Source organism: Mesorhizobium sp. M0522, from assembly GCF_040321085.1.
GTDB lineage: Bacteria > Pseudomonadota > Alphaproteobacteria > Rhizobiales > Rhizobiaceae > Mesorhizobium.
The window spans coordinates 1-12,525 of sequence record NZ_JAMYQW010000008.1; the positions used below are offsets into that span (position 1 = coordinate 1).

The 12,525-nt window shown below is 61.6% G+C and carries 12 protein-coding genes and 1 pseudogene; 1 reads left to right on the forward strand and 12 read right to left on the reverse strand.

Translation table 11 applies throughout. The features are described from left to right. The 12 genes and pseudogenes from NKI58_RS12040 to NKI58_RS12095 form a co-directional block, all read right to left on the reverse strand. Window positions 1-287: cupredoxin domain-containing protein (locus NKI58_RS12040; protein WP_352853234.1), on the reverse strand; the 287-nt coding region annotated here is incomplete at its 3' end. Between the two features lie 41 nt (window positions 288-328). Beyond that, a complete protein-coding gene (locus NKI58_RS12045; protein WP_352455533.1) occupies window positions 329-1,687 on the reverse strand; it encodes a multicopper oxidase family protein in 1,359 nt (452 codons plus the stop codon). Window positions 1,688-1,703: 16 nt separating this feature from the next. Continuing rightward, window positions 1,704-3,161, reverse strand: coding sequence for a TolC family protein (locus tag NKI58_RS12050; protein ID WP_352641659.1), 1,458 nt, complete (start codon window positions 3,159-3,161; stop codon window positions 1,704-1,706). Beyond that, window positions 3,158-3,391 (reverse strand): hypothetical protein, encoded by a 234-nt coding sequence (locus tag NKI58_RS12055; RefSeq protein ID WP_352455531.1) that lies wholly within the window; start codon window positions 3,389-3,391, stop codon window positions 3,158-3,160. Before NKI58_RS12055 ends, NKI58_RS12050 begins: the two co-directional genes overlap by 4 nt. 88 nt (window positions 3,392-3,479) lie before the next feature. Next, window positions 3,480-4,040: a hypothetical protein gene (locus NKI58_RS12060; RefSeq protein WP_352853235.1), complete on the reverse strand. Its 561-nt coding sequence runs from the start codon at window positions 4,038-4,040 to the stop codon at window positions 3,480-3,482. A gap of 44 nt (window positions 4,041-4,084) precedes the next feature. Next, window positions 4,085-4,450, reverse strand: a pseudogene (locus NKI58_RS12065) (YqaA family protein). A 242-nt stretch (window positions 4,451-4,692) separates the two neighbouring features. After that, window positions 4,693-5,859, reverse strand: a complete 1,167-nt coding sequence (locus tag NKI58_RS12070; protein ID WP_352596194.1) for an FAD-dependent monooxygenase — start codon at window positions 5,857-5,859, stop codon at window positions 4,693-4,695. A gap of 262 nt (window positions 5,860-6,121) precedes the next feature. Next, entirely contained in the window at window positions 6,122-6,916 is a 795-nt protein-coding gene (locus NKI58_RS12075; protein WP_352623456.1) for an amino acid ABC transporter ATP-binding protein, read from the reverse strand. A gap of 11 nt (window positions 6,917-6,927) precedes the next feature. Further along, a complete protein-coding gene (locus tag NKI58_RS12080; RefSeq protein ID WP_352596280.1) occupies window positions 6,928-8,019 on the reverse strand; it encodes an amino acid ABC transporter permease in 1,092 nt (363 codons plus the stop codon). Between the two features lie 3 nt (window positions 8,020-8,022). Then, window positions 8,023-9,138: an amino acid ABC transporter permease gene (locus NKI58_RS12085; RefSeq protein ID WP_352596278.1), complete on the reverse strand. Its 1,116-nt coding sequence runs from the start codon at window positions 9,136-9,138 to the stop codon at window positions 8,023-8,025. A 66-nt stretch (window positions 9,139-9,204) separates the two neighbouring features. After that, the gene (locus NKI58_RS12090) at window positions 9,205-10,239 is read right to left on the reverse strand and encodes a transporter substrate-binding domain-containing protein (RefSeq protein WP_352623457.1); all 1,035 of its coding nucleotides are present in this window, start codon (window positions 10,237-10,239) and stop codon (window positions 9,205-9,207) included. A gap of 28 nt (window positions 10,240-10,267) precedes the next feature. Further along, entirely contained in the window at window positions 10,268-11,482 is a 1,215-nt protein-coding gene (locus NKI58_RS12095; RefSeq protein WP_352827010.1) for a trans-sulfuration enzyme family protein, read from the reverse strand. A 79-nt stretch (window positions 11,483-11,561) separates the two neighbouring features. Here NKI58_RS12095 and NKI58_RS12100 point away from each other — a divergent pair, with 79 nt between their 5' ends. Continuing rightward, window positions 11,562-12,458 (forward strand): LysR family transcriptional regulator, encoded by an 897-nt coding sequence (locus NKI58_RS12100; protein WP_352592692.1) that lies wholly within the window; start codon window positions 11,562-11,564, stop codon window positions 12,456-12,458. Window positions 12,459-12,525 lie beyond the last annotated feature (67 nt).

Genomic DNA, 12,525 nt, shown 5'->3' on the forward strand with positions numbered 1-12,525 from the left:
TGGACGTCCATGACGAACTCGTGGTCGACTTGGCCTTTGTTGACGAACTTCAGGCGAACGGTCTCGCCCTTCCTCACCTTGAGGACGGCCGGCTGGAACAACATTTTTCCATCGTCCTTCTCCGACATCGAGATGTTGATCGTCCGCTTTGCCTTGCTCGCCTCGCCAGGGTTGCCGATCGGCATGGTGGCGGCTTTATCGCCATGGCCTCCGGCGTGGCTTCCACCGGCAAGAGCTGCTCCGGAACTGAGCGCCGTCAAAACGGCCGCTACGATCATACGTTTCATGCTGCACTTTCTCTCATTGTTGAGGTTGCGGGGTTCGGTTCTCATCCCTGTTTGCCGTGACCACCGTGCGCTGCCGGGGCCATCGTTCTTGCGTCGCCTGACTTCGTCGGAGCGGGGACATCCCGCTTCCACTCATAGGCCACGGTTCCCGCCGGGTGCTGGTACCAGCCAGGATCGGTGTAGTCGTTCGAGGCGAGCCCCTCGCGAACCTTGACGACTGAGAACATGGAACCCATCTCGATGGGGCCAAATTGCCCCCAGCCATCCATCATCTTGATGGTGTTGTCGGGCAGCGGCATTTCCATTTCGCCCATATCGGCCATGCCGCGATTGCCCATCGGCATATAGTCGGGCTGAACCTTTCGGATCTTGTCGGTCACCTTTGTCTTGTCGACACCGATGAAGGTCGGCACATCGTGTCCCATGGCGTTCATCGTGTGGTGCGATTTGTGGCAGTGGATCGCCCAGTCGCCCTCATACTTGGCTTCAAACTCATAGGCGCGCATCGCTCCGACCGGAATGTCGATCGACACCTCCGGCCAGCGTGCCTCGGGGCGAACCCAGCCGCCATCGGTGCAGGTCACTTCGAAGTCATAGCCATGCATGTGGATCGGGTGATTGGTCATGGTCAGATTGCCGACCCTCACCCGCACCCTGTCGTTCTTTGACACTACCAGGGGACTGACTCCCGGAAAAATGCGGCTATTCCAACACCACAGGTTGAAGTCGGTCATCTCCATGACCTTAGGGACGTAGGATCCCGGTTCGATGTCGTAGGCATTCAGCAGGAAGACGAAATCCCGGTCGACCCGCATGTATTTCGGGTCCTTGGGATGGATCACGAAGAAGCCCATCATGCCCATGGCCATCTGGACCATCTCGTCGGCATGAGGATGGTACATGAAGGTGCCGCTCTTCACGAGGTCGAACTCGTAGACGAAGGTCTTGCCAGGCTGGATGTGCGGCTGGGTGAGGCCACCGACGCCGTCCATGCCGTTGGGCAGGATCATGCCGTGCCAGTGGATCGTCGTGTGCTCCGGCAGCTTGTTTGTTACGAAGATGCGGACGCGGTCGCCTTCAACCGCTTCTATGGTCGGGCCGGGGGACTGGCCGTTGTAACCCCAGAGATAGGCGGTCATGCCGGGCGACATTTCGCGCTCGACCGGCTCGGCCACGAGGTGGAACTCCTTCACGCCGTTGTTCAAGCGATGAGGGAGTGTCCAGCCGTTGAGCGTCACGACCGGTTGGTAGTCAGGTCCGCTCGTCGGGACAATCGGAGGCTGCATGTCTGGAGAGTCCATGAGCGGAGCGTCGGGCAGCCCCATTGCGGATGTTTTGGTCCATGCAGTGGCGCCTGCGAGCAGGGCTCCCGCGCCTAGCAACTGACGTCTTGAAAGCATTTTGTTCTCCTTGAGTTCAGTGGCCTTCGGCGCCCGGTTCGGCTGGGGCCGGTGCATCGCCGGCTCCAGATGAGCCTGTGCCGCCCCCGTGGATGGCGGTTCCGAGATTGACGTCGGCCAGCCAGAAATTGCGCTTGGCATTGAGGGAAAGCATGATCGAGCTGATTTTCGCGCGTGTGTCCGCCAGCAGCTCGAACGTGTTGGTGATCATGCCGTTGTAGGTGAGGACCGATTCCGCCTCGATTTTTGTGCGCAGCGGCACAACATTGTTCCGATAGTGCCGGGCAATGTCGTAGGTCGAACGGTAGGCATCATAGGCGGATCTAGCCTCTGACCGGATGTTGACGGCCTTTTCCGCGATCCGGTTTGCGGCTTGCATGTAGGCAAGCTCGGCCTTGCGAATGCGCGCCTTGCCGGTGTCGAAGATCGGAATGACGAACTCGAGTTCGAGAGTGGGTGAGACACTCGTCTCGGTTCCACCCTCCTCCGTATCCTCGCGTTCCACCTCCACGCCGGAAAGTAGTTCCAGGTCGCTGACATAGCGCGTTGCCTCGGTCAGACCGTAGGATTTCGCCAGAGCTTCCAGCTCAAGTTTCGCGATCTCGAGGTCGACGCGATTTTTTAGCGCCTCCGCCTCGATCGCGCGTTTGGCCTTGGCGCCTTTGGGCAGGGCTGGAAGCATGTTGGGGATTGAGTAATCGACATCCGGTCCCCATAGACCCATCAGCCGGGTGAGCTCTTCCTTGGCGGTCCGTGCCGTAAGCCGCGTCTCCGCCGCCTGACCGGTGATCTCGGCATAAAAAACGTGCTCGCGGGCTTGCCCGGTCTTTGTGAAGGCACCCGTCTCGCCGAGTTTTTGCGCGAGTTCAGAAGCAGCATCGGCGGCAGCCTGCGCCTTGTTCAAATAGGAAACGCTCTCACGGGCCGAGACAGCGTTGATCCAGGCCCGCCGCGTGTCCGCGGCCAGCCGTAGCGTTTCCTCGGCGGCGCGGAGCTGGGCCTGACGGAAACGGGCATCCGCGACCGCAACGCGCCGCTTGTGCGTCGCCATGGCAAGAATGTTGCTGACCACCGCTCCTTCGATCGTCCGCACAGGATCGACGCCGATCATGCCGACCGAGATCGTCGGATTGACGAGCATCGATTCCTGCCACATGTCGGCCGCCGACAGGCCGATCTCGGCGTAGGCGGCCTGCAGGCCTTTATTGTTGAGCAAGGCGACCTGCACCGCGGTGTCTGGACCGATTGTCTCCTTCTGGACCAGGCGCTTCACGTGCTCCGAGACTGTCCGCGCTTCATCGCTGGACTGAACCCACACCGTTTGCTTGCCGGTTACGGCTTCGGCACGCGCCGCGACTGTCGTGAAGCCGGCCATGGGGGCCGAGATGCCATCAAGGGTCCCGCTGGACACGCATCCGCTGGCAATCAGCGGGACAGTCAATACCGCAGCTATGGTCAGTAACCGGCGCGTCATGATCCGGCCCCCGGGTTCGCGGGAGAGAGTTCTTCATTAAGACGCCGCCAATTCTTCGGATCGACCGGCTCCCGACGGTTATAGTCGACGACGGCCGGGTGGTGACGCGCATCACGGACGCCCATTGCGGGATCGGCCGGATTGAAGACTGGAAGAATGTCTGGCGGCGTGGTTGCCGCGCATCCGGCAACTAACAGCGATGCGAGCATCGCGGAGCTTGCGATTTTCATTGTAGACCTGAATCTTGACGTGTGCATTTGGCCGCGCGGGAGCGAATTCCCAACGCTGCGCGCGAACGCCCTCAAAAGAGGCGTCAGTTCAGATGTATCTTGGGGGTCTAATCAGCGCTTTATATTCGCCGAGCGGCAAAGTGACGGCAATGACGGGCGCAAAGCAGCGGGAGATCACATGCTCCAACTCGGGACAATCGACTGGCACCGCATGTGCCGGCGCGCAATGCACTTCACAGCTCTTGTCGGCGGATTGCTTGTCGCCGTGCTGATGCTCCGACGTATCCGCCTCATTCACCGTGGCGCCGTGATGGCTCATGTCGTGTGCAGGTGTCTCGGCTTGCAGATCCGCGCTGGCGTGAAAACCCGTGGCATTGGCTGTGGCGAATAGACCAGGCTGAAGCGCCGACATGACCAGGAATACGACCGCCAGCAGAGCGCGGAGCGGTACGCTTCCTAGGATCGCGATTCGACCAACAGTCCTCATCGGCCCTTCCCACAATTGTTCGGCTGATTTGTCAAGGCCCCCTTCAACCAGTTTGCTGCAGTGCAACCAAAAGTGAGGATGGTTGCAAGAACGGTATGGCTCGAAGCCGCCATGCGCCACAATATTTTTCATACATTTTTGTATGGCCTGTTTATGGCTCATGCCCAAATGAACGCAACCGCGCTGCGATGTCCGCGATTTCGGTTTTACGTCAGGCTCAGCACCGCTCCGGCAACAACCAAATAACGCGAGACCTTCGCGAGAGCAACGATTACGACAAAGCTCCATAGCGGCTCGCGCAAAACCCCAGCGACCACGCTCAGCGGATCGCCGATGATCGCATCCTGCTCAACAAGAGCGACCATCTTCCATAACGGCAATACCAGTTCGTTGCGCGGTTGAGCGTCGCAGGACGCGGGGGAAACCAGGGCCTATCCCGCAAGCATTCAATCCCTCGACCAAGCCCCCAGTTTGCCGCAGAACCCAGGACGTTGCCCATGCTGGCGAGAAAAATCAGCATTGCCGGCGAGAGGGAGTCCCGCAAGGGCGGCCTCCGACTGCGACGGAAGGATCGTCGCCGCAGCGAAGGCAACAGCAAACGAATCGTCTTCGGCGGCAGCCCGGACTTTTCGGAGGCAGCTCCGATGTTCATTCGTGTCTCCTCGTATTTGATACGAGAGAGATACTCTTTCCAGCTGCTGGAAGGTCAAGAGCATCCGGAAAAACTGCGCGAGCCTGTCAGGACCATTAGGCAGGGATCAGGCGGCCCATGCCGAAGACTGCCCGGGCGACGTGCTGCCGCCAAATCGCCGCGTTAGGCGACGGACCTCACGGGTTCAAACGTGACATCGAGAACCGCGTCGAGCTGCTGATCCATGAAACGCTCCGGTATGCTCTTTACCAGGAAGTTGCGAAGAGGGACGACAAGCGGGTTCTGCCATTGCGCGACTTTGGCATAGAGGCGTGATTCAGCCGCGACCCTACGTGCCCTGTCGAGGCGGCGCTTGTCATATTCGCGGAGGGCCTCGTCGGCCGGAAGCCGTCCGAACAACGCTGTAAGAACTGCCGCGTCTTCCATGGCAAGTCCAGCTCCTTGCCCTAGATCGGGTGTCACGGCATGCGCGGCGTCGCCAAGCAAAACCGCATTTCCGCGCGTAAACGAGGGTATCGGATCGAGATCAAGTATATCCGTCCAGATCAGCGAGTCCGCCGGTGTCCGATCGAGGACCTCAGGGACGGGATCGTGAAAGCCGGAAAACATCGCCTTCACTCCGGCAAGATCGGCCTGAGCCAGCTTGGGGTCGTGTAGGCGCTCGGCCCCGCAGCACGCAAACCAGTAGACCCTTTCGCCGGGAATCGCGGCCAGCCCGATGCGTTTGCCGGCCCCCCAGCTCTCGGTAAGACGCGCAGGGTCCATTCCCTGGGGGAGACCGGGCGAGATGGCGCGCCAGCAGGCGTAGCTGGCGAAATGCTCGCGCGACTCTGGAAAGAATGCCCTACGAACAGCGGAGTGAATGCCATCGCAAGCGAGCACCAGCTCGCTTTCCACTATCTCCCCATCCGCGAAGTGCAGGACGATTTTCTCGCCGACCTGGCGGGCATCCACGCATTCCATGTCGGTGCGAATAACAGAGCGCGGCAGCTCCGTAAGAAGCGCCCGATGGAGATCGCCGCGGTGCAGCACGGCCATACTGAGGTGACCATATCGCTGGCTGAAGCGCTGAAAATCCGTCGATTGAAGGACTTGTCCTTCGTCGTCGAGAAGATCGAGTCTGTGTATCGGCTGCGCCTCGGCAACAACCGCTTCGTAGAGCCCGAGCACACGAAGGGCACGAAGCGCATTAGCGCTAAGACTGAGGCCCGCACCCAGAGGCTTTAGTTCGCTCGCCTGCTCGTAAATCTCGGTCTCCCATCCGAGGAGTCGCAGTCCCTTGGCAACTGCAAGTCCGGCGATTCCTGCGCCAATGATGACTGCGCGCATGTTCACGGTCCTTCGCCTTCTTCACGCGGGAACACTTTGCGACATCAAATTGTTCCCGGCGAAAGGCAGGTGAAACACGCCACACGCTTTCTCCAATTTCGCTCGAAGTGAGTTCTGCCGGGCCGAGCCAGGCTCTAGATGTGCTCGAGATTGCCAGGGCATGGTCAAAGGGCGGGCGATCCATTGCCGGTCCGCTGCCACGGGCATTTTGGTGCGGGATCTCGGAGAGGTGGCTCATTGATCCGTAGCTGATGAACTCTCTCTATGCGATCGAGCTAGTCAGGATCTGGGCAAGGAACAGTTTGCTGCGCCGGTGACGCGGATGCGAGAAGAATTCCGAGGGCGTGTTCATCTCAACGATCTCGCCCTGGTCCATGAAGACGACGCGGTCGGCGACCTGGCGGGCAAATCCCATCTCGTGCGTGACACACAGCATGGTCATGCCATCCCCAGCCAGCGCGACCATCGTGTCGAGCACTTCTTTGACCATTTCCGGATCGAGTGCCGACGTCGGCTCGTCGAAGAGCATGATTTTCGGGCTCATACAGAGCGCACGCGCGATCGCAACCCGCTGCTGCTGACCGCCTGAAAGCTGGCCGGGATATTTGTGCGCCTGGTCCGGAATCTTCACCCGTTCCAGATAATGCATGGCGGTCTGCTCGGCTTGTGCGCGCCGCATCCTGCGCACCCAGATCGGCGCCAGCGTCAGGTTCTCCAGAATGGTCAGGTGCGGGAACAGGTTGAAATGCTGGAACACCATGCCGATGTCGCGGCGAATTAGGTCTATCTTCTTCAAATCATTGGTGAGTTCGACGCCGTCGACGACGATCTGTCCCTGCTGGTGCTCCTCCAGCCGGTTGATGCAACGGATCATGGTCGACTTGCCCGAGCCCGAGGGCCCGCAGATCACCAGCTTTTCGCCGCGAAGGACTGTCAAGTCGATGTCCTTCAGCACATGGAAGTTCCCGTACCACTTGTTCATCCCGGTCATTTCGATTGCCGGCGGATCATTGGGATCGGTCATGGGCGGAACGCGCTTGGCGGCGGACGACAACATCACAACATTTCCTAGTGAGCGGTTGGGCCGCGCCGCTCCAGGAAGTCGGCGAAGCGGGCGAATGAGAATGAGAGTGCGAAGAAGATCGCCCCGATAAACAGGAACGTCTCGGCCGCTGGCGATGGCCAGTCCGGGTCGGCCAGCGCCGCTTTACCGGAGCTGATCAGGTCGAACAGGCCGACCACCAGGACAAGGCTGGTGTTCTTGATCATGACGATGATCGTGTTGGCCAGCGCCGGGATCGCCACCCGGATCGCCTGCGGCAGGATCACCAGATATTGAGTGCGCCAGAAGGGCAGGCCAACCGCAGCCGCGGCCTCGTACTGGCCATTCGGAATGGCCTGCAGGCCGCCGCGGATCACCTCGGCGAGATAAGCCGCGGCGAAGATGGTGAGGGCGACCAGCGCGCGCACGAACTTGTCAGGCAAGAGGGCCTCGGGCAGGAACAGCGGCATCATGATCGATGCCACGAACAGGATGGACAAGAGCGGTAGTCCGCGCACCGATTCTATCAGGACCACAGCGCCGATGCGTATGATGGGCATGGTCGAGCGCCTGGCCAGCGCCAGGAGGATGCCGACGGGGAAGGCGACGCCGATCGCAACGACGGTGAGGATGAGTGTCACCGGCAGGCCGCCCCAGGACGAGGTCGGAACCTCGGCTAGGCCGAAACCGCCGGCCATCAGCCAGAAGATCAACACGAGCGCCGCCATCCAGAGCGCTGCCAGCCGCGGCGCCCAGCTGGCGGGCCGCACCGACCAGGCAAGCAGCGCCAGGATAAGCACGCAGACGATGGCGGGGCGCCAGCGTTCGTCGAGCGGATAGATGCCGAACAGCAACTGCCCGGACTTGGCGTAGATGAAGCTCCAGCACGCTCCGGCGGCCACCCGGCACGCGCGTGGACTGGGGTCGAACAGCACGGCGTCGATTACCAGCCAGCGCAGCATCGGCGGTACCGTGGCGACGAGCAGAACGCCGAACAACAGCGTCAGGACGGCATTGAGTGGCGTGCCGAACAGGAGCATGGCTGACCGCCGCAAAGCGCCGAAGCGGATCTGTCCTGGCATTGGCTCGGCCGGAAGGGGAAGAGACAGGGCCTTCATGGTTCAGCGCTCCACGATGGCGATGCGACGGTTGTACCAATTGGCCGCGCTCGAGAGGCTCAGGTTGAGGGCGAGATAGACGCCGAGGATGATGAATACGCCCTCGATCGAATGGCTGGACTTGCTGATGATGGTGTTCATAACCGCAAGGAAGTCCGGATAGCCGACCGCGATCGCCAGCGTCGAATTCTTGACGACGTTGATGTATTGGCTGTTGAGCGGCGGGACGATCACCCGCAGCATCTGCGGAATGATGATCAGACGCAATATTTTGCCGCGTGGCAGGCCGAGCGAATGACCTGCATCCCACTGACCGCGGCCGACCGAAAGCACGCCCCCACGCACGATCTCGGCGACGAAGCCGGTGGTGTAGATGGTCAGCCCGATGAGGATGGTGCTGAGCTCGGGCGTCAGGTCCTTGCCGCCTTTGAAGTTCGACCCAGTGAAGGTCGGCCAGTCGACGGAGAACTTCGCATCGGCAAGCCAGAGCCCGGCAATGCCAACCGCGAGGATCGCCGGCGCGGTCAGCGGTGGCAGCCATCCTCTTCTCGCCGCCGCCCAGCCAGCGGCCGCCAGTGCCAGGGCGAGAGCAATGACGAGCATTCCCGCGGTGGCGACGTCCATGCTGACGGCCGGCACCACAAAGCCGCGCATGGAGGCGTAAACGCCTGGCAGCGGATTGAGCGCTTCGCCGACCGGCGGCAGCACCTTCCACCACAGCGAGTAGAGAAAGATCAGAAGCACGATCGGCGGTGAATTGCGTGCAACCTCCACCCATACGCGGCAGGTGCCCGCCGCCAGGGGATTGCTGCTCAGCCGGGTGATGCCGACGACGAGGCCGAGCGCGGATGAAAAGACGATGACGAGCGCGGAGATGAAGACCGTATTGGCGAGCCCGGTCGCGATCGCCCAGTAATAGGGGTCGCGCGACTTGTAAGTGAGGATTGCTTCGGAGATGACGATCCTTGACGGCATCGTCAGGAAATCGAAGCCGATCGGTATGCCGCGTGCCCTGAGATTGGCGAAAGTCGTGCTGACGAGCAGGGCAGCGAAGGCGGCAGCCACGGCCACCAGGGCACACTGGATGATGATCGATCTGGTCCTGGCGTCGCTCAGCATTTCGACCTCGACGGTTCGCGGCGTTGGCAGGGAAAGGGAACGGCGGGCGCGTCCCCTTCATGCAGCTCAATCCCAAGGGAAAGGATAGTTGAGGCCGCCGTCCTTCCACAACGCGTTCAGGCCGCGCTCGACCTTCAGCGGGCTGTCCTTGCCGAGATTGCGATCCCAGATCTCGGCGTAGTTGCCCATTTGTTTGATGACGTTGTAGGCCCACTTGTCGTCCAATCCGAGCGGCTTGCCGAAACCGGGCTCCTCACCCAGCACGCGTTTGACTTCCGGACTGCCCGAGGCAAGCTTTTCATCGACGTTTTGCGAGGTGATGCCGTTGGCCTCGGCCCAGAACAGCGCATTGAGTGTCCAACGCACGACGTCGAAAAGCTGATCGTCACCCCGGGCGACCGCGACTCCATTGGGTTCGGCGGCCCTGCCGACCCGGATGATGTCGTAGTCGTCCGGGTTCTTGGCCACCGAGGCACGCTGTCCTGCTGCCGCGGTGCCGTCGGTGACGTAGGAATCGCAGCGGCCGCCAAAGAAGGCGTCGCGCGCTTGAACGGTCGAGTCGTAATAGACTTTCTCCATCGCGATCCCGAACTCTTCCTCGGTTTCCTCGATCGCTTTCTCGGTCAGGCTGCCACCGCCTTGCAGGCAGACGGTCTTTCCGTCCAGCAGTTTGGGCTCGGTGATGTTATCGGCCTTGCGCACGAGCATGCCGTCCGTGTCGTAGAGATTGATCCAGACGAAGCGGACAACCGTATCACGACTGTAGGTGATGGTGGATGTGCGCGACAGAACGTCGATTTCCCCAGTCTGTAGCGCAGCAAAACGCTGGCCTGCGTTAAGGGGCACGTAACGGATCTTGTCTCTGTCGCCGAGGATGGCGACCGCGAAAGTGCGGCAGATGTCGGAATCGAACCCGCGATAATACCCCTTCTCGTCCGGCCGGGATAGACCGGGCACGCCCTGGCTGGCGCCGCAGCTGACATAGCCGCGCTCCTTGATCTTGTTGATTACCGCCTGCGCGCTGGCGTCCACGGCGCCCGTAGTCAGGCTGGCCAATCCTATCGCCAGACCCGTGAGCCATTTCAGACCTTGATGTTTCATAATCATTCCCCTTGTCGTTGAGTTGTCGTCATTCTGCGGCGTTGACGTCGGCCGCGGCGGTTCCGTTGCGCCGGGCTTCAGCAAAAAGTTCGAAGGCCTGAGAAAGGTCGGCCAGAAGATCTTCGAGCGCCTCAAGGCCGATCGACAGGCGCCAGACCGGGCCGGGCTTCAGCCAGTCGAGGCTGGCGCGGCCCTTGCGGGGATCGCTGACGGCAATCAGCGAATGCACGCCGCCCCAGCTTGCGCCGAGCCTGAACAGCCGCAGGCTGCGCAGAACATCGGATTGCAGTGGCGCCAGTTCCGGCCGCAGCACGAAGGAGAACACGCCCGCCGATCCGGCGAAGTCACGCTTCCAGACCGCGTGGCCGGGATGGCCAGGCTCCGCAGGATGCAAGATCTGCGCGACTTCCGGGCGCCCCGACAGCCAGGCGACAATCTTGCGCGCTGTACCGTCGGCGTGGCGCATGCGCACCGGCATCGTCATCAGGCCGCGCTCGCACAGCGCGCAATCCTCGGGCGAGACGCCATAGCCAAGGAAACGCGCTGTATCCTTCAGGCGCCGGAACAGGGCATGGTCATGCACTGCGAGCGAGCCCATCAAGAGGTCGCCGTGGCCGCCGGCGTGTTTGGAAAGCGCCTGCATCGAGATGTCGACGCCATGAGCGAGCGGCTTGAACAGCAGATGCGAGGCCCAGGTGTTGTCGGCCGCAACGAGCGCGCCGGCCTTGTGGGCCGCGGCCGTGATGGCTGGCACATCCTGAACTTCGAAGGTGGCTGAGCCAGGCGATTCTGCCCAGACCAGCCGCGTTCTGCCGTCGATCATGGCCCCGATACTTGCGTCCAGCCGTGGATCGTAGGAAACCGCCTCGATCCCGAGTGGGCCGAGAAAACGCTCGGCCATGTCGCGCGCCGGGCCATAGAGCGTCTCCGGGATCAGAACGCTTTCGCCGCCACGGCAGACAGCCATGGTCGCCAGCGTCATGGCCGCCATGCCCGACGGGACGACGAGAGCCCGCGATCCGCATTCCAACACGGCGATATGATCTTCGAGCTGCCGGCTGGTCGGTGTGCCGTAAAGTCCGTAGCTGAACCCGTCGTACAGACGCTCGACGCGAAGCTCGAACGATTCCAGATCGTCAAAGACCACGGTCGAGGCTCGCTCGACCGGCATCGCCACCGCCTGGAACGGTTCCTCCGAGCGCTTGGGAGGATGGACATGTGAAGTGTCATCGCGTCGGTTCATAGGCGCAGCTTAGCCGGCTCACCCATTGCCATCTATGACCGCAGCGATAAAGTTAATTCGCTTTTGATATGGGCTGACTATGAACCTGCGCGACATCGATGTCTTCAACGCGATCATGATCACGCGCGGTGCCGGCGCGGCGGCCGCGCTGCTGGATACCTCGCAGCCGGCCATCAGCCGTTCGCTAGCCAAGCTAGAGGCCGAACTCGGCTTCAGGCTTTTCGACCGCATTCGTGGCAGGCTGGTGCCGACACGCGAAGGGGAGTTGTTCCATGCCGAGGTAAAGGCCAACCTGGTCGGGCTCGACCGGCTCAAGCTGCGGGCGGCCCAGATCAAGGAGGTCGGAACCGGTACCATCCGCGTCGCCTGCCTGTCGGCACTCGGGCATGGGCTGGTGCCGCGCGCCATCGTAGCGTTCTCACGCCGGCATCCGCAGGTGCGAATCAGCTATCAGGTCCGCACCTCCAATATCGTGCGCGACCTGGTGGCCTCTGGCAGTTTCGATATCGGGCTCGCGGCCGACGAGGTCGATACCAGCGGCGTGCTGCACAGCATCTTCACCACGCCGCGCGCCGTCTGTGTAATGCCGACGAACCACCGGCTGGCGCGGAAGCAGATAATCACGCCGGCCGATCTCGCCGACGAGGCCTTCCTGGCATTGTCGCCGGAAGATACGGCTCGGCTCGCGATGGACAAGATCCTGGCCGCGCATGGGGTACGGCCGCGCATCCTGATCGAAACGCCCTACGGCCTGACCATCGCTATCCTTGCAGCGAAGGGCATGGGAATCGGCTTGGTCAATCCCTCCGTCATTGCGGACGGCATGATCGGCGGTATTTTGGCCAGGCCATTCGAGCCAGCCGTCAATTTCCGCGCGCTACTCCTGCGCCCGCCGGACGGCATCAATTCGACCTTGATCACCGACTTCATTGGCGAACTCTATGCCGCTCGCAATATGCTATCGAGCGAGGCATAGGCAACTGGCTCGACGCCTGGTTCTAGCTGCACACGAATGCCATCGACGAGAAGCAGGACACGCAATC